This is a genomic window from Kineococcus endophyticus (assembly GCF_040796495.1).
Lineage (GTDB): Bacteria > Actinomycetota > Actinomycetes > Actinomycetales > Kineococcaceae > Kineococcus > Kineococcus endophyticus.
Genome location: NZ_JBFNQN010000001.1, coordinates 205465 through 221723, shown reverse-complemented (window position 1 = coordinate 221723; position 16259 = coordinate 205465). Strand labels below are relative to the sequence as shown.

The window sequence follows — 16259 nt, the reverse complement described above, 5'->3', positions numbered from 1 at the left end:
GCGGTCCACTTGGAGGATCCCTACAAGACACGGGCGCGAAGTCGGTGAGCGTCGTGACCGTGATCCGCGGGTCCCGACGGGCAGGCTGAGCCGGTGCTCGTCTTCGTCTTCCCCGGTCAGGGCTCACAGTCGCCCGGCTTCCTCGCTCCGTGGCTCGAACTGCCCGGTGTCGCGGACCGTCTGCGCTGGGCCTCCGCCGTCGTCGGGGACGACCTCGTGGCGCACGGCACCGTCTCGGACGCCGACACCCTGCGCGACACCGCCGTGGCGCAGCCGCTCATCGTCGCCGCCGGCCTCCTGGGGCTGCGCGAGCTCGTCGCCTCCCCCGCCGACCTCGCCGCCGTGTCGGGGGCCGTGGCGGGTCACTCCGTGGGTGAGCTGACGGCCGCCGCGGCGACCGGCGCGCTGACCCCCGAGCAGGCCCTCGTCCTGGTCCGCGAGCGCGGCCGGGGCATGGCCGCGGCCGCCGCGGCCCGGCCCACCGGCATGAGCGCCGTCCTCGGCGGGGACCCCGACGAGGTCGCCGCGAAGCTCGCCGCGCTCGACTTGACGCCCGCCAACGCGAACGGCGGCGGGCAGACCGTCGCCGCCGGCACGACCGAGGCCCTCGCCGCCCTCGCCGCCGACCCGCCCGCCAAGGCGCGCGTCATCCCGCTGCAGGTCGCCGGCGCCTTCCACACCGAGCACATGGCCCCCGCCGTCGGCGCCCTGGAGCAGCTCGCCGCCGGGATCGACCCGGGCACGGCGAGCGTGCCGATCGCGGCGAACGCCGACGGTGAGCTGGTCACCGACGGCGCGCAGTTCCTGCAGCGGCTCGTCGCGCAGGTCAGTCGTCCGGTGCGCTGGGACCTCGTGACGGAGGCGTTCGCCCGCCTCGGGGTGACCGGGCTGGTCGAGGTGCCCCCCGCGGGGACGTTGACCAACCTGGCCAAGCGCACACTGAAGGGTGTGGACGTCCTGGCCCTGAAGACGCCGGACGACCTGGACAAGGCCCGGACCATGATCACCGAGCACGGTGGCGTGGCCGCGACGCTGACCACCACGGAGGCCGCCCTGTGACCGCGATCAAGACCGCCCCGACCCGCGAGGCGCGCCTGCTCGGCGTGGGCGCCCACCGCCCGCCGCGCGTCATCGACAACGAGGAGGTGTGCACCTGGATCGACTCCTCCGACGAGTGGATCCAGCAGCGCACCGGGATCCGGACCCGCCGCTGGGCGGCCCCGGACGTCTCCGTCGTCGACATGAGCGAGGACGCCGCCGCGAAGGCGCTGGCGCAGGCCGGGCTGACGGGCTCCGACATCGACGCCGTCCTCCTGGCGACCGTCTCCCACCCCTACCAGACACCCGCTGCCGCCGCGGTCGTCGCGCACCGCCTCGGCGCCACGCCTGCCGCCGCCTTCGACGTCTCCGCGGGCTGCGCGGGCTTCTGCCACGGGGTCGCGGTCGCCGCCGACCTCGTCCGCGGCGGGACCGCGCGCAACGTCCTCGTCGTGGGGGCCGAGAAGCTGTCGGACTTCACCGACCAGCACGACCGCTCGACCGCGTTCCTCTTCGCCGACGGCGCGGGCGCCGCGGTCATCGGGGTCGGCGACGAAGCCGGTGTCGGCCCCACGGTGTGGGGGTCCGACGGCGGGCAGGCCGAGCTCATCAAGTCGAAGTTCTCCTGGCTGGAGCTGCGCTCGGCCCAGCAGACCGACGCCGCCCTCGTCGCCGAGGACCCGGCCGAGGTCGGCGACGTGGAGCGCTGGCCCTACCTGGAGCAGCAGGGGCAGTCGGTCTTCCGCTGGGCCGTGTGGCAGATGGCACCCGTCGCGCAGGCCGCGCTCGACGCCGCCGGGGTGAGCGCCGAGGACATCGACGTGTTCGTGCCGCACCAGGCCAACGCCCGCATCATCGACGCGATGGTCAAGCAGCTCAAGCTGCCCGAGAGCGTCCACGTCGCCCGCGACATCGTCGACATGGGCAACACCTCGGCCGCCTCGATCCCGCTCGCCCTCGAGCGCGCGATGGCCGACGGGGACGCCCCGTCCGGTGGCCTCGCGCTGCTGATCGGCTACGGCGCAGGCCTGTCCTACGCCGCCCAGGTCGTCCGGCTCCCGTAGCCGGCTGCGTTCTCCTGGTCGCGAACCCCCGCGGTCAGGTCGTTCCGGTGGTCCAGGCGGACCACCGTGCACATGGAGGAGCCACGCATGGCCAGTGAGCAGGAGATCCTCAGCGGTCTCGCCGAGATCGTCAACGAGGAGACGGGCCTGCCCACCGACAGCGTCCTCGCGGACAAGTCGTTCACCGACGACCTCGACATCGACTCGCTGTCGATGATGACGATCGTCGTCAACGCCGAGGAGAAGTTCGGCGTCCGGATCCCGGACGAGGACGTCAAGAACCTGCGGACCGTGGGCGACGCCGTCGCCTACATCTCCCAGGCCCAGGGCTGAGCACGCCCGACCAGCAGCACCCGGCCGGCCCGCCGCGGCGGGCCGGCCACCCGCAGGACCCTCGCACGCCGTCTGAGTTCCAGGAGGAGCTGACCGACATGACCACGACCCCGTCGACCCCGTCGACCGCGACGACCTCGTCGCGCCGCGTCGTCGTCACCGGGCTGGGCGCCACGACACCGCTCGGCGGCGACGTCCGCACCAGCTGGGAGGCCGCGCTCGCCGGCCGCTCGGGGGCGCGTCCCATCACCGACGACTGGATCAACGAGTTCGAGCTGCCCGTGACGTTCGCCGCCACGGCCGCCGTGCGCGCCGACAGCGTGCTGGAGCGTCGCGAGATCAAGCGGCTCGACCCCTCCCAGCAGTTCGCCGTCATCGCCGCCCGCGAGGCGTGGGCCGACGCCGGCTCCCCCGAGGTGGACCCGCTGCGCCTCGGCTCGGTCGTGGCCACCGGCATCGGCGGCATCTGGACCCTCCTGACGGCGTACGACACGCTGAAGGAGAAGGGTGCGCGCCGCGTCCTGCCCCTCACCGTCCCCATGCTCATGGCCAACGGCCCGACGGCCGCCATCAGCATCGAGTTCACCGCCCGCGCCGGGGCGCACACCCCCGTCAGCGCGTGCGCCTCCGGCGCCGAGGCCATCGCCTACGGCGCGGAGATGATCCGTTCCGGCCGCGCCGACATCGTCCTCTGCGGCGGCACCGAGGCGGCCATCCACCCGCTGCCCATCGCCTCCTTCACCTCGATGCACGCCATGTCCAAGCGGAACGAGGACCCCGAGCGCGCCTCGCGGCCCTTCGACACCGCCCGCGACGGCTTCGTCCTCGGCGAGGGCGCCGGCATCCTCGTCCTGGAGTCCGAGGAGCACGCCCAGGCCCGCGGTGCCCGCGTCTACGCCGACGTCCTGGGCACGGGCCTGTCGGCCGACGCGTACCACGTCGCCGCCCCCGAGCCCGAGGGTGCGGGCGTCAGCCGCGCGATCCTCGACGGGTTGCAGCAGGCCGGGCTGCAGGCCTCCGACATCGCCCACGTCAACGCCCACGCGACCTCGACCCCGGTCGGCGACGTGGCCGAGGACAAGGGGCTGCGGCTCGCCCTGGGCGACGCCGTCGACGGGATCGCGGTGTCCGCGACGAAGTCGATGACCGGTCACCTGCTCGGCGCGGCCGGCGCGGTGGAGAGCATCTTCACGATCCTGGCCCTGCGCGACCGGATGGCCCCGCCGACGATCAACGTCGACGACCTCGACCCCGAGGTGACGCTGGACGTCGTCCGCAAGGACCCGCGGCCGCTGCCCGCGACCGGCACGCTCTACGGCCTGAACAACGCGTTCGGCTTCGGCGGCCACAACGTCAGCGCGGTGTTCGCCTCGCGCTGACCCGTTCCGTCCCCGGAAGGCCCGTCGTTCGCGGCGGGCCTTCCGTCGTCCCCGGCCCGGGGCCGTCAGCCGACCTGGTGCAGCCAGCGGACGGGGGTGTCGTCGCCGGCGTGGCGGAAAGCCTCGAGCTCGCAGTCCCAGGCCTCCCCGACGGCGAGGGAGAGGGCGCGACGAGCCCCCGCGGCGTCACCGGTGCTGAGCAGGTCCATGGCGGCGTGCACGCGGTCCTCGGGGACCTGCACGTTGCCGTGCACGTCCGTGGCGGCGTGGAAGATGCCGAGCGCGGGCGTGTGGCTCCACCGGCCCCCGTCGCACCCCTGGGACGGTTCCTCGGTGACCTCGAAGCGGAGGTGGGCCCAGCCGCGCAGGGCGGAGGCCAGCAGCGCCCCGGTCCCCTGCGGCGCCTGCCAGGAGTACTCCGCGCGCAGGCAGCCGGGAGCGATCGGCTGGCTCGTCCAGTCGAAGGACGCGCGCACGCCGAGGACACCGCCGGCTGCCCACTCGATGTGCGGGACGAGCGCTCGCGGTGCGGAGTGCACGAAGAGCACGCCGCGGGTCGTCGCACCGGACATGCCGTTGTCTCCTTCTGCGTCGGTGTGAGGAACGTCTTCCCCTACGACCTCACGTCACGCAGAACGACTGGCTGTGATGCTTCGACTACACGTAGTGCTGCTCCGTACGCGCCCATCATGCCCCACGGATCACGCCCGGGACCACCGGTGTCCACAACTCCTCCACGCTCAAGTCCCCCGCCCGGGTGTCGATGGACCACTGTCGGAGAACGGCCGGCCCGAGGCAGCAGACGACGGAGGGATCCCGCGTGGACGACCAGCTCACCCAGCCCGCGACGCGCTCGGCCGCGGGCGAGATCTCCGAGGTCATCCGGCCCGCGGCGATCGTCCCCGAGGAGGCCGCCCGCTCGGTCCTCGTCGAGCTGGCCCTGCGCGACGTGCAGAACGGTGGTGTCTGGCAGGCCGGTCCCTCGCTGTGGAGCCGCTTCGACCGCCCCTGGCACGGCCCGGACAACGCCGCGGGCGCCGAGCTCATCGGGCGCATCCACGTCGCCTACGGCACCCCCACGAAGTACGAGATCACGATCTACCGCGTCACCGTGACGCTCTTCGGCAGCCAGCTCGGCTGGAGCGTGGAGTCGCTCTGCGACGAGGCGCTGGGCCACGGCGGCCTGCGCCTGCGGGACTGCCCGCGCGCGACGATGTCGACGCCTCCGCCGCCCTTCCGGGGCTGAGCGGACCGCTGCGAGCGGTGGCACCATCTCCTGGTGCCCGATCCCGTCCCACCCCGCCGGCACCACCGACCCGCTCTGCCCGGTGACGAGGCGATCGTCAGCCTCGCCGGGGGCGTCGACCCCTCCGCCGTCCAGGAGGCCGCGCACGCCGCCGCCAGCGCCCTCGTCCACGGCGCCCGCAGCGCCCAGGACGCCGAGGTCACGCGCCGCGTCGTCCGGCTCGCCCAGGACGAGGGCCTGGAGGTCATCGCGGACCTGTGGGCCGACGCCCCGGCCGACTCCCTCGCCGGTGCCCTGTGGCGCCTCTACGTGCTGCGGACCTGGGTGCACCGCCAGCCCGTCGCCGTGTCCCGCCAGTTCGCCGAGGGCCGTCGCCACGCCCCGGTCCTGGAGGTCGTGGCCGGGGTCGCCGACCCGCCGGGCCCGCAGGAGGTCGCGACCGTCGTCGACCAGGTCCTGCGGGGGGTGGCCGAGGGCGACTTCGCCGTGACGCTGGAACGGGCCGCGGCGTTCTGCCGGATCCTCGCGATCGGCCGGGCCCACCACGCCGACGCGGGCTGGACCGACTCCGAGCACGCCGCCGACGACGCGGGAGCGGCCCTGACCCGTTCCGCCGCACGGCTCGTGCGGACCGCGGAGCAGCTCGAGCACGTCGCCGTCCGGTGGCGGGCCGGCGAACTCGGCTGACCCGGGGGCTGCACCGGGCGCGGACCCGTCGTTACAATGGAGGGGCGTCGGGCCGCGGTAGCCCCGGGTCCCAAATTGAAGCCGCTACGAGCGGCCGTGCGCCGTGAGGCGCTTCCCGGTCCGGCGCACCTTCAGATGAACAACCCCTCGCCCCAGGCGCCGTCCCGCTGCACGCCGGGCGGGCAGGCGAAGATCCCCGACCCGGTGTGCTTGAGGTACTCGGTCAGGGCGTCGTGCGTGCCGAGCCTGCGCTGCACCGGGACGAACTGCTGGTGCGGGTCGTTGCCGAACACGATGAAGAACAGGCCGGCGTCGAGCTGGCCCGTCGCGACGTCGAGGCCATCGGTGTAGGAGTACCCGCGTCGCAGCATCTTGACGCCGCCGTTGGTGTCCGGGGCCGCGAGGCGGACGTGTGCCGCGACGTCGATGGCGGGCTTGCCGTGGACGGTCTTGTCCAGGTCGAGGGCGTCGAACTCCTGCGTCCCCGACAGCGGCGCACCGGACTCCTTGGCGCGGCCGATGACGCGCTCCTGCTCCCCGAGGGAGGCGCGGTCCCAGGACTCGATGAGCATCCGGATGCGGCGCGCCACGAGGTAGGTCCCGCCGCGCATCCAGTCCTGGTCCGCCGCGGGAGCGCCCTGTCCGCCGACCCACACGAACTTCTCGAGGTCCGCGGTGTCCTCGGCGCGCAGGTTGGCGGTGCCGTCCTTGAAGCCCATGAGGTTGCGGGGGGTGGACTGCGTGGTCGAGGTCGTCGAGGTGCGTCCGAAACCGAGCTGCATCCAGCGCACGCGGACGGTCCCGCGGCCGATGCGGACGAGGTTGCGGACGGCGTGGAACGCCACCTGCGGGTCGTCCGCGCACGCCTGCAGGCACAGGTCCCCGCCCACCTTGGTCGGGTCGAGCTGCTCCCCCGGCAGGGCCGGCAGCTCCTCCAGCGCCGCGGGCCGGCGGTCGGCCAGGCCGAACCGCTCGTCGAACAGGGACGGCCCGTACCCGAGGGTCACGGTGAGGTTCGCGGCCGGCAGTTCGTGGGCCTCGCCGGTGTCCTGCGGCGGTTCGTCGCCCGCCCCGCCGAGGCCGCCCGGCCCGCCGACGGGGACGCCCGTCGTCATCGTCGCGGCGGCGGCGCTCCAGCGCTGCAGCACGTCGGCGAGGTCACCCGCCCGCTTCGTCGTGACGTCGAGGGCGGCGAAGACGAGGGAGTCCTGCGCCGGTGTGGTGACGCCGGCCTGGCGGGTTCCGTGGAACGGGACGGTGCGCGACGCGGTGGGCGAGCCGGCGGCGGCCGGTCGGGACGCGACGGCACTGACGCCCGCGCCGATCCCGGCGGCACCCACGACCGCGGCGCTCGTCAGGACGCCACGACGGCTGGGACGGACCGCGCTCACGGACGGGACCTCACTGGTTCGCGGCGCCGACGACCTTGCCGGACACCTGGGAGAGGGGTTCGGCGAGGGCGTCGACGGCCGTGGCGAGGTCCTTGACCTGGTCCGGCGTCAGCTCGGTGTAGAGGGCGTACCCGTCGCCGCGGCGGTACGGCTGCAGGGCCGTCTGCACGTCGTCGAAGCGGCCCTGGATCGTCGTGACGAGGTCGGCGTCGGTGACCTGCAGGGCCGGGGTGAGCAGGTCGAACGCCTTCCGCGACCCCTCGACGTTCGCCGCGAAGTCGAGCAGGTCGAGGTGGGAGTAGGCCTCCTCCTCCCCCGTGACCTTGGACTTGGCGACCTCGTCGAGCAGGCCGGAGGCGCCGTTGGCGAGGTCGGCCGGCTGGTACGTCGTCGTCTGCACGAGCGTGTTCAGCTGCCCGACGTCGGCGACGAGCTGCTGGGCGACCGGGGCCATCCCCTCCGTGGTGCCCTTCTCGAACAGCGCCTGCTCGATGCGGTGGAAACCCGTCCAGGTCGAGGGGTCGGCCACGTCGGCGATGCGCACGTCGATCTTCGGGTCGAGGTCGCCGAAGCTCTCGGCCACGGGTTCGATGCGCTCGTAGGGGGCGCGCGCCGGACCGTAGAGCTCCTTGGCCTTGGCGACGTCCCCGGCCTCGACGGCCGCGGCGAAGGCGCCCGTGGCCGTGACGAGGTCGGCGACCTGCTGCTTGACGTAGGTCTGGTAGCCGCTGGTGGCGGCGGCGAACAACGGGTCCTCGGTGCTGCTCGGCGCCGAGCCGGTCACCGTGAACGTCGAGGTCTCGGTGGCGGCGTTGGGGCACTGGATCGTGTACTCCCCCGCCTCGAGCTTCAGCGAGAACTTCCCCCTCAGGCCCGGGGTCAGGTTCTCCCGCTCCCCGAGGATCCGGCCGCCGGAGTTCACCAGCTCGGCCTCGGTCACGGCGCTCGCGCCGGAGTTGACGACCTCGAACGAGGCGGCGCCGGCCGGGACCGAGTTCGGTTCCGCGGTGCACCCGTCGTCGGTGAGCGTGACCTTGACGGCCCCGCTCGCCGCGCCGCCCGAGGCGGAGTCGTCGGCCGCGGTGGAACCGCCGCTGCAGGCGACCAGGAGGAGCAGCGGGGCCGCGGCGAGCGCGAGCAGGGGGCGGGACGTGCGGATCACGGGGACCTCTCGGGGGTGCAGGGGACTCAGGCGGCGACGCGTTGCGGGGCGGCGCTGCGCGTCCGGGGCCGCAGGACGACGACGAGCATGGGGACGAGGTAGACGAGCCAGCCGACGAGCTCGGCCTTCGTGGGCCGGGGCTGCCAGCCGAGGACCCCGGTGAGCAGCGCCGAGCGGACGGTGCCGGGGGCGACGACGGCGGTGAGGTCGAGGACCTTCTCCTGGCCGGCGAGGAGCCAGCCCGCCTCGTAGGCGGTGTGCGCGGCGGACATCACCAGGCCCGCGGCGACGAGGACGAGCACGACGCCGGTGACGCGGAAGAGCCGGGCGAGGTCGATGCGCACCCCGCCGCGGTAGAGGAGGTAGCCGAGGACGACCGCCAGCGCGATGCCCAGGGTCGCCCCGAGAGCGCCCGTGGCGCTGCTGCCGGAGGCCTGGTAGGTCGCCAGCAGGAAGACCGAGGTCTCGAGCCCCTCGCGCAGGACGGCGAGGAAGGCCATGGCGACCAGGGCCCACGAGGAACCCCGCGCGAGCGCCGAGGAGACCGAGGTCTCCAGGTCGGTGCGCAGGGTCCGGGCGTTCCGGGTGGTCCAGACGACCATCCACGTGACCATCGCGACGGCCACGAGGGCGAGCACGGTCTCCAGCTGCTCCTGCTCGCGCTGGGGCAGGGACTGCGTCGCCGCCTGCAGCGCGGCGGCCACGCCGACGCACAGCACCACGGCGGCCACCACCCCCACCCAGACGAACCGCAGCGCGCGCCGCTCCCCGCGCTGGACGAGGAAGGCCGAGACGATGCCGACGATCAGCGACGCCTCCAGGCCTTCCCGCAGCCCGATGACGAACGTCGCGAGCACGGCGCACCTCCTCCACGCGATGGTCCACGGCTCCTCCGGTGAGGTGAGCCTCGCCGAAGATAGCGCCGCCTCACCTGACCGGAACCGCCGCGGCCGCCACATGTGTCTCACTTCACATCCGCGTCGGGAACTCGGTACCGGGCCCCACGTTGAGACCCTCCTGTGCACGACCCTGGTGGCCACGCGGTCCGCGCGCGGTGGAGGATCGTGCCCATGTCGATCGACGCCGTGCCGTCCCTGGAGTCCGCGCGCGAGCCGGAGCGGGAGCCGATCGCCCTGCCCACGGCCGCCGACGTCGAGGACGCGGCCGCGCGCCTGGCGAAGGTCGTCACGCGCACCCCACTGGCGACCAACAGCCGCTGGTCCGCCGAGCTCGACGCCCACGTGCGGGTCAAGCGGGAGGACCTGCAGGCCGTCCGGTCCTACAAGCTGCGCGGCGCCTACAACCTCGTCGCCCAGCTCGACGCCGAGCAGCGGGGTCACGGGGTCGTCACCGCGAGCGCCGGGAACCACGCGCAGGGCCTGGCGTACGCGTGCGCCGCCCTGCGCGTGCGCGGACGGATCTACGTCCCCCGGACGACGCCGCGGCAGAAGCGCGACCGCATCGCCGCCCTCGGCCAGGAGTTCGTCGAGACCATCGTGCTCGGCGACACCTACGACGACGCCGCCGCCGCGGCCGCGCAGGACGCCGCGCGGACCGGCGCCACGATGGTGCCCGCGTTCGACGACGTCCGCACCGTCTGCGGCCAGGGCACGGTGGCCGTGGAGGTCGTCGAGCAGCTGGCCGCCCTCGGCGAGATTCCCCCGGACGTGCTCGTCGTCCCCGTCGGCGGCGGCGGACTGCTCGCCGGCGTCCTCACGTGGGTGCGCGAACGGCACCCGCACGTGCGGGTCGTCGGGGTCGAGCCGGCGGGTGCCTCCTCGATGGCCGCCGCCCTCGCCGCGGGACGACCGGTCCGCCTCGGCGACCTCGACACGTTCGTCGACGGCGCCTCCGTCCGCCGCGTCGGGGACGTGACGCACGCCGTCGTGGAGCAGCACCCGGTGGAGCTGGTCGCGGTCCCGGAGGGGGCGATCTGCGTCGAGATGCTGGCGATGTACCAGACCGACGGGATCATCGCCGAGCCCGCCGGTGCGCTGGCGACCGCTGCGCTCGCCGGGTACGTGCGGGTGGAGCCCGGCCAGAGCGTCGTCGCCATCGTCTCCGGCGGCAACAACGACATCTCCCGGTACGCCGAGATCATCGAGCGCGCCCTCGTGCACGAGGGCCGCAAGCACTACTTCCTCGTGGAGTTCCCGCAGGAACCCGGTGCGCTGCGGCGGTTCCTCGACGAGGTGCTCGGCCCGGACGACGACATCACGCTCTTCGAGTACGTCAAGCGCAGCAACCGCGAGTTCGGCCCGGCCCTGGTGGGCATCGAGATCCCCACCAAGGAGGACCTCCCGGGGCTGCTCGCGCGGATGGACGCCGCTCCCCCGACCTTCGACAAGATCACCGCGGACGACCCGCTGTACCGCTACCTGCTCTGACGCGGAAGCCGGGGCCTCCTCCCGGCGTTGTCCCTCTCGTGGTGGTCGAACTGTGGACGTCGGCGTTCTGCGCGCCGTGCCGGAGCGCGCGGCGCGTCGTGCAGCGGGCGGCCGACCTCGTGCCGGACCTGCGCACGGTGGAGGTCGACGTGGCCGACGACGTGGAACGGACTGCGGCGGAAGGCATCGCGGGGACACCCACGGTGGTGCTGCGCGACGACGACGGCCGCGAGGTCTTCCGCGCCACGGGCGCGCCGACCCTGCCGCACCTGCTGGCCGCCGTCGCCGGGGCGCTCCCCCGGACGGGTGTCACCTGAACAGCGGCTCGGCACCGGCCGGTGCGCGGCCGACGTCTCTGGGACACCCCACCGCGCTCGAGGAGTCCCGCCGCATGCCCGCACGTCCCGCCCCGTCGAGCAGCACCACCCCGGCCCGCCGCACCCCGGTCGCCTCGCGCCCGGCCACCGACGTCGTGCGCCCGGCGGGTCGCCGGTCCCCTCGCGGGCGGATGCTGGCGGTGCTGCAGGCGAAGCCGTCCGTCTGAGAGGTTTCAGGGACCGTCCCCCGGAAGAGGGGGGACCGTTCTCCTCGAGTTCCGGGCACCACGGTCGATGTGACCCCCGTGGAACGGATCCCCTCGGTCGCCGACGTGACCTCCGCCGCGCGCCGCGCCCGGCACGTCGTGACCTCGCTGGAGGAGATGTGGGGTGACGAACTCCCCCCGTCGGCCGACCCGGTCCAGACCGTCATGACCGATGCCGTCCACAGCGACGACGAGCACGGCCGCGACGACGGTCTCGTCGTCCAGGGCGACGGCCTCAGCCTCGACGCCCTCGTGGCCCTGCTCCGCACCCACGGGTCCGTGCAGGAACGCCTGCTGGCCCTCCCGCCGCAGCTCGCCCAACGGCTCGTCGGCCGCGTGGTCGACGCCAGCGTCGGGCCGGACTCCGAACAGCAGGTGGGGCGGGTGGGGCTCGAACCCACGACCGAGGAATTATGAGTTCCCTGCTCTGACCGACTGAGCTACCGCCCCCGACGAGGCCGGCAGGCGAGTCGACGCCCGCCGGTCCCCTCGCCCGGGAGCCTACCTGGGCCCGTTCGGCACCCGGCGAGCGTCCACGTCCGGTCGCGCGAACCCCTCCCGGGGAACGACGAGCGCGACGCAGGCGCCGTGCGGGACGCGGCACCGCCCACCGGGTGGAACGCATCGACGACCTGTGGTTGGACCACGACCTCGGTGGGGACGACACGATCTGGTCGGTCGTCGAGGTGCTGGAGCGGGCCGCGTTCGACGGCGTGCCGTACGAGATCGGCTGCGTCGTCGTCCACTCCTCGAACCCACCGGGCGCGCCCGCCGTCGTCCGGGTGCTGGCCCGCTGGGGCCACGGGTCCGGGCGCTCAGCGGTTCCCGGCAGGTCGCGCACCTCGCGGACCGAGCCCCGACCCGCCGGCCAGCGCCGAGCGGCCCTGCGTCCACGCCCCGAGGACGTGCCGCCCCAGCCGCTCGTCGAGGGCGACGGCGGCCTGGATCCCGAACACGACGTCCGCGGCCATCGCGGGGTCGGACGCGACGAGCGGGGCGATGACACCGTGCCGGACGAGTTGTTCGTGCACGGCGTCGGCCTCGACGTGCTCGGCGTAGAAGTGTTCCGTCGCGGGCCCGCACCCCAGCCGCTGCGCGGCGTCGACGAGGCGTTGCGACCCCGGTGACGAGGTGAGTTCCACCACGGCGAACTGCCCGACCAGGGCGCCCCGCAGGCTGCGGTGCAGGCCGAACAGGGACATGAGGTTCACCTCGGCCAGGACCTCGGCGGGCGCGACGTCGAGGAACTCGCCGTAGGCGTCGCTCAGCCCGAGTTCGCGCATCATGGCCGCGAACAACCCGGCGTGCATGCGGTCGCCGCGTCCGGCGCCGTACTCGTCGTGCTCGACCGTGACGAGTGCGGCCTTCGCGGCGCCCTCCAACCGCGGGATCGCCCACGCCTGCGGGTCGGCCTCCTTCAGGTGGTAGACCGAGCGCAGGGCGATGTACTCGCGGAACTGCTCGACCTCCCCCTGCTCGCGCAGGAAGTGCGAGGTCCCGCCCTCGCCGTCGCTCGCGACGAGGAGACCGGCGATCTCACCGTCGAGGTCGTCACCGCCGGCCACGACGGAACGGACTGCGGCGCAGAAGGACCGCTCCAGCTCGCCCCGCAGCGCGAGCAGCGCCGGGTCCCACTCGAGGTCGTCGTCCACGTCGGCGAAACCCCGGTAGTGCAACTCGTAGCAGAGGTACAGCGCGAGCTGCAGGTCCTCGCCCCAGGGGTCGGCGGCCGCGACGTCCACGGCCGGCAGGGCATCGCCGTGCAACCTCGCCAGCACGGCCGTGCTCAGGGGACCACGGGACCCCGGCAGGGCGGGACGGGTGCGGACGGACTCCTGGGTCGTGTCGGTGGTCGAGGTGCTCACGGGGTCTCCTCCGGGGGTTTCCTGCGGGCGCGACGGCGGTGGCTTGTGTCGCACCAGGGCTGGATGGAACTGCGCCGGCAGACGCACAGCGCGACGACCGGCCGCTCGGACCTCACCGTCGTCCCGTCGGGCAGGTCGACCTCGACGGGACCCTCCACCAGCAACGGACCGTCGCCGGTGACGACGACGCGCTGGGCCGGGTCGTCAGGCGACACGACGCACCTCCGCCGCGTCGGGCAGTTCCGCGCGGACGACGACGAGTTCCTCGTGGTCCTGGTCCGGCAGCAGCAGGCCCCGGGACCGCAGGAGCTCGGCGCGCCGGCGCATGACGGGGCCGAACGGTTCCGGCGCGCGGGCCACGACGCGGGCCTGCAGACCCGCTGCGCCCATCCGCTCCACGGTCCGGTCGGCGTCGGCGAGGACGGACTGCGTCAGCAGCAGCTGCCCCCCGGGCGCCAGCACCCGGTGCACGTCGTCGCAGATCCGGTCCAGCACCGCCCGGCCGTCGAGGCCCGCGTCCCACGACCGGCCGGGACCGTGCCGGGGCAGGCGGTCGGTCGCCGCGGGCACGTACGGCGGGTTGGCGAGGACGAGGTCGAAACGGCGTCCTCGGACCGGCGCGAAGAGGTCGCCGCGCCGCACGTCGACCGGTACCCCCGCCAGCACCGCGTTGGCGCGGGCCGTCAGCACCGACCGGAAGGACAGGTCGACGGCGGTGACGCTGCGGGCGCCGGCCCGCGCCGCGGCGAGCGCGAGGGCGCCACCACCGGTGCACACGTCCAGCACGTCGCGCCCGTCGGCGAGGTCGAGGTCCACCAGGGTGCGGGTGAGGAGCCGGGTGTCGCCCTGAGCGGGGTACGTGCCGGGCAGTCGCAGGAGCACGCTCTCATCGTGGGTCGGGCCCGGCAGCACCGCTCGGTGAAAATCGGTGGCCCGTCCCGCAACGACGAGCCACCCCCGGAACGCCGAAGGGCGCACCCGAGCCGGCGCGCCCTTCGAAGGAAAGCTCCCGCAGTTGGACTCGAACCAACAACCTGCCGGTTAACAGCCGGCTGCTCTGCCAATTGAGCTATGCGGGACCACTCCACGTCATAGCGGTGAACCCGCCGTGACGACTGTCCAACCGTACCAGCCCCTCAGGCGTCCTCGCGCACACCCGTGGACGCCCGCGACCGTCCGATCACGCCCCGCCCTGGGCCCGTTCCTGCCAGGTCCGGCGGGCCTGCTCGAGGCGGAACAGCTCGGCGGAGGCGGCCTGGTACTCCTCGGCCTGGCTCGAGGGGTCCAGGCGCATGAGCGCACGCCGGGCGTCGGCGACGGCCCGCGTCGCGGCCTGGCCGGCGAGGGCCGCCACGAGCGAGCGCCCCCACCGCTCGAGCTCCTCCTCGCTGGAGACGGGCAGGTCGACGGCCGCGAGCTCGTCCACGAGCGAGGCCACGGGGCCGTCGGCGTAGTCGAGCACCCGCGTCAGCCAGGCCGGACCCTGCGGTGCCTCGGCCGGTCCCCCGGCGGCGACGACGGCGTCGTGCACGGCGCGGTGCCCCGGCGCCCCGAAGGCGTCCGCCTCGAGGGCGTCGAACACCTCGGCCACCGACCAGGGCGCCTGCAGCGCGCACGAGAGCACGCGGCGCTCCAGCTGGGCGACGGGGTCGTTGAGGTCGACGGAGGGACGCGGCGGTGGCGGTGGCGGTGCGGCCTGCGGTCGGGGGGCGCCCGGGCCCGGTCCGCCGGAGTGCCGTCGCACGCGGTCCAGGACGAAGCGCTCGTCGAGGAACCCGGTCCACCGGTCGAGGTTGATCGCGTACCGCTGCTGCAACCCGCGGTCGCGGATCGCCCCGATGATCGGGGCGGCGGCGTCGAGCGCGGCGAGCCGGCCGCTCTCGGAGTCCAGGTCGTACCGCTCGATCGTGGAGCGGATGGCGAACTCGAACAGCGGCACGCGGCCGTCGACGAGCTGACGCACCGCCTCGTCCCCCGCCGACAGCCGCAGCTCGCACGGGTCCTGCCCGCCCGGGGCGACCGCGACGTAGGTCTGCGCGCTGAACCGCTGGTCGAGCTCGTAGGCCTTCATCGCGGCCTTCTGACCGGCGGCGTCCCCGTCGAAGGTGAAGACGACCTCGGCCGCGACGTCGGCGCCACCGAGCATCCGCTGCGCGATCCGGGCGTGCTCCTCGCCGAACGCGGTCCCGCACGTCGCGACGGCCGTGCCCACCCCGGCGAGGTGGCAGGCCATGACGTCGGTGTAGCCCTCGACGACGACGACGCGCTTGGTGCGGGAGATCTCCCGCTTGGCCAGGTCGAGGCCGTAGAGGGCCTGCGACTTCTTGTAGACGGGGGTCTCGGGTGAGTTGAGGTACTTCGCCTCGATGCGGTCGTCGTCGAAGAGGCGTCGCGCCCCGAAGGCGACCGTGTGCCCGCTGACGTCACGGATCGGCCAGACCAACCGCCCGCGGAACCGGTCGTACAGCCCGCGCTGGCTCTGCCCCGCCAACCCCGAGGTCACGAGGTCCTCCTCGCCGAACCCCTTGGCGCGCAACTGCCGCAGCAGCGCGTCGCCCGTGTTCGGGGCGAACCCCACGCCGAAGCGCGCCGCGTCCTCACGGCTGAAACCCCGGGCGGCCAGGAACTGCCGGGCCGTCTCGGCCGGGCCGGGCGCCTCGAGCTGGCGGGCGTAGAACTCCTCCGCCACCTCGTGCATCTGCAGCAGCCGCTGGCGCTGACCGGCGTTGCCCGCCGGGCGCTGGGCGGTGCGACCGCCGTCGTCGACGTAGCGCAGCTGGATGCCGGCGCGCTGGGCCAGGCGCTCGACGGCGTCGGCGAAACCGAGGCCGTCGATCTTCATGACGAACTCGATGGCGTCGCCGGACTCCCCGCACCCGAAGCACCGCCAGCGACCCGTCGCGGGCCGGACGGTGAAGCTCGGCGTGCGCTCGTCGTGGAAGGGGCACAGGCCCTTGAAGGAGCCGACGCCACCGGAGCGCAGCGTCACCTGCTCGCCCACGACCTCGTCGAGGCGGACGCGCTCCTTGACGGCCTGGAGGTCGTCTGGATGGATGCGCCCGGCCACGGGTGGAGTGTAGGCGCCGGTGCCGACGCGTCCCGCGGGCGGCGGGTGGCAGGATCG

Annotated in this window: 17 protein-coding genes, 2 tRNA genes and 1 pseudogene; 10 read left to right on the top strand and 10 right to left on the bottom strand. The window is 74.1% G+C overall.

From position 1 onward, the window contains the following. Nucleotides 1-93: 93 nt before the first annotated feature. From AB1207_RS01040 to fabF, 4 genes are all read left to right on the top strand, one after another. Complete coding sequence (locus AB1207_RS01040; protein ID WP_367635913.1) at nucleotides 94-1059, top strand: ACP S-malonyltransferase; 966 nt, start codon at nucleotides 94-96, stop codon at nucleotides 1057-1059. After that, on the top strand, nucleotides 1056-2102 hold the full coding sequence (locus AB1207_RS01035; protein ID WP_367635912.1) for a beta-ketoacyl-ACP synthase III: 1047 nt from the start codon (nucleotides 1056-1058) through the stop codon (nucleotides 2100-2102). The genes AB1207_RS01040 and AB1207_RS01035 overlap by 4 nt, the downstream gene beginning before the upstream one ends. Before the next feature lie 87 nt (nucleotides 2103-2189). After that, entirely contained in the window at nucleotides 2190-2435 is a 246-nt protein-coding gene (locus AB1207_RS01030; RefSeq protein WP_366172058.1) for an acyl carrier protein, read from the top strand. A 98-nt stretch (nucleotides 2436-2533) separates the two neighbouring features. After that, the gene (gene fabF / locus AB1207_RS01025) at nucleotides 2534-3814 is read left to right on the top strand and encodes a beta-ketoacyl-ACP synthase II (protein ID WP_367635911.1); all 1281 of its coding nucleotides are present in this window, start codon (nucleotides 2534-2536) and stop codon (nucleotides 3812-3814) included. A gap of 65 nt (nucleotides 3815-3879) precedes the next feature. Here the strand turns inward: fabF and AB1207_RS01020 are convergent, their stop codons facing one another. Next, a complete protein-coding gene (locus AB1207_RS01020; RefSeq protein ID WP_367635910.1) occupies nucleotides 3880-4386 on the bottom strand; it encodes a DUF3145 domain-containing protein in 507 nt (168 codons plus the stop codon). Between the two features lie 248 nt (nucleotides 4387-4634). Here AB1207_RS01020 and AB1207_RS01015 point away from each other — a divergent pair, with 248 nt between their 5' ends. Further along, nucleotides 4635-5060, top strand: coding sequence for a hypothetical protein (locus tag AB1207_RS01015; RefSeq protein WP_367635909.1), 426 nt, complete (start codon nucleotides 4635-4637; stop codon nucleotides 5058-5060). Between the two features lie 33 nt (nucleotides 5061-5093). Further along, a complete protein-coding gene (locus tag AB1207_RS01010; RefSeq protein WP_367635908.1) occupies nucleotides 5094-5747 on the top strand; it encodes a hypothetical protein in 654 nt (217 codons plus the stop codon). 131 nt (nucleotides 5748-5878) lie between these two features. Here the strand turns inward: AB1207_RS01010 and efeB are convergent, their stop codons facing one another. The 3 genes from efeB to efeU are packed head-to-tail and all read right to left on the bottom strand — an operon-like array spanning nucleotide 5879 to nucleotide 9157. Continuing rightward, nucleotides 5879-7138, bottom strand: a complete 1260-nt coding sequence (gene efeB, locus AB1207_RS01005) for an iron uptake transporter deferrochelatase/peroxidase subunit (RefSeq protein ID WP_367635907.1) — start codon at nucleotides 7136-7138, stop codon at nucleotides 5879-5881. A 10-nt stretch (nucleotides 7139-7148) separates the two neighbouring features. Beyond that, a complete protein-coding gene (efeO, locus tag AB1207_RS01000; protein ID WP_367635906.1) occupies nucleotides 7149-8300 on the bottom strand; it encodes an iron uptake system protein EfeO in 1152 nt (383 codons plus the stop codon). 26 nt (nucleotides 8301-8326) lie between these two features. Then, nucleotides 8327-9157, bottom strand: coding sequence for an iron uptake transporter permease EfeU (gene efeU / locus AB1207_RS00995; RefSeq protein WP_367635905.1), 831 nt, complete (start codon nucleotides 9155-9157; stop codon nucleotides 8327-8329). A 213-nt stretch (nucleotides 9158-9370) separates the two neighbouring features. Between efeU and ilvA the strand changes: the two genes are divergently transcribed. The 3 genes from ilvA to AB1207_RS00980 all read left to right on the top strand — a co-directional run bounded on the left by ilvA (nucleotide 9371) and on the right by AB1207_RS00980 (nucleotide 11231). Next, complete coding sequence (gene ilvA / locus AB1207_RS00990) at nucleotides 9371-10687, top strand: threonine ammonia-lyase IlvA (RefSeq protein ID WP_367635904.1); 1317 nt, start codon at nucleotides 9371-9373, stop codon at nucleotides 10685-10687. A gap of 38 nt (nucleotides 10688-10725) precedes the next feature. Beyond that, nucleotides 10726-11004, top strand: a complete 279-nt coding sequence (locus tag AB1207_RS00985; protein ID WP_367635903.1) for a thioredoxin family protein — start codon at nucleotides 10726-10728, stop codon at nucleotides 11002-11004. A gap of 74 nt (nucleotides 11005-11078) precedes the next feature. Next, the gene (locus AB1207_RS00980; protein WP_367635902.1) at nucleotides 11079-11231 is read left to right on the top strand and encodes a hypothetical protein; all 153 of its coding nucleotides are present in this window, start codon (nucleotides 11079-11081) and stop codon (nucleotides 11229-11231) included. 415 nt (nucleotides 11232-11646) lie between these two features. On the opposite strand, the gene AB1207_RS00975 is transcribed toward AB1207_RS00980, so the two are convergent. Then, nucleotides 11647-11720: transfer RNA gene (locus tag AB1207_RS00975), tRNA-Ile, on the bottom strand. Nucleotides 11721-11884: 164 nt separating this feature from the next. Between AB1207_RS00975 and AB1207_RS00970 the strand changes: the two are divergent. Next, a pseudogene (locus tag AB1207_RS00970) lies at nucleotides 11885-12001 on the top strand (cyclic-phosphate processing receiver domain-containing protein); the annotation flags it as partial. Nucleotides 12002-12085: 84 nt separating this feature from the next. Here AB1207_RS00970 and AB1207_RS00965 read toward each other — a convergent pair. The 5 genes from AB1207_RS00965 to dnaG all read right to left on the bottom strand — a co-directional run bounded on the left by AB1207_RS00965 (nucleotide 12086) and on the right by dnaG (nucleotide 16202). After that, the gene (locus AB1207_RS00965) at nucleotides 12086-13135 is read right to left on the bottom strand and encodes an iron-containing redox enzyme family protein (RefSeq protein WP_367635901.1); all 1050 of its coding nucleotides are present in this window, start codon (nucleotides 13133-13135) and stop codon (nucleotides 12086-12088) included. Continuing rightward, entirely contained in the window at nucleotides 13132-13350 is a 219-nt protein-coding gene (locus tag AB1207_RS00960) for a CDGSH iron-sulfur domain-containing protein (protein WP_367635900.1), read from the bottom strand. Before AB1207_RS00960 ends, AB1207_RS00965 begins: the two co-directional genes overlap by 4 nt. Then, entirely contained in the window at nucleotides 13340-14017 is a 678-nt protein-coding gene (locus tag AB1207_RS00955) for a HemK2/MTQ2 family protein methyltransferase (protein ID WP_367635899.1), read from the bottom strand. The genes AB1207_RS00960 and AB1207_RS00955 overlap by 11 nt, the downstream gene beginning before the upstream one ends. A gap of 124 nt (nucleotides 14018-14141) precedes the next feature. Further along, nucleotides 14142-14214 (bottom strand) — tRNA-Asn (locus tag AB1207_RS00950). Nucleotides 14215-14315: 101 nt separating this feature from the next. Further along, nucleotides 14316-16202: a DNA primase gene (gene dnaG, locus AB1207_RS00945; protein ID WP_367635898.1), complete on the bottom strand. Its 1887-nt coding sequence runs from the start codon at nucleotides 16200-16202 to the stop codon at nucleotides 14316-14318. Between the last annotated feature and the right edge of the window lie 57 nt (nucleotides 16203-16259).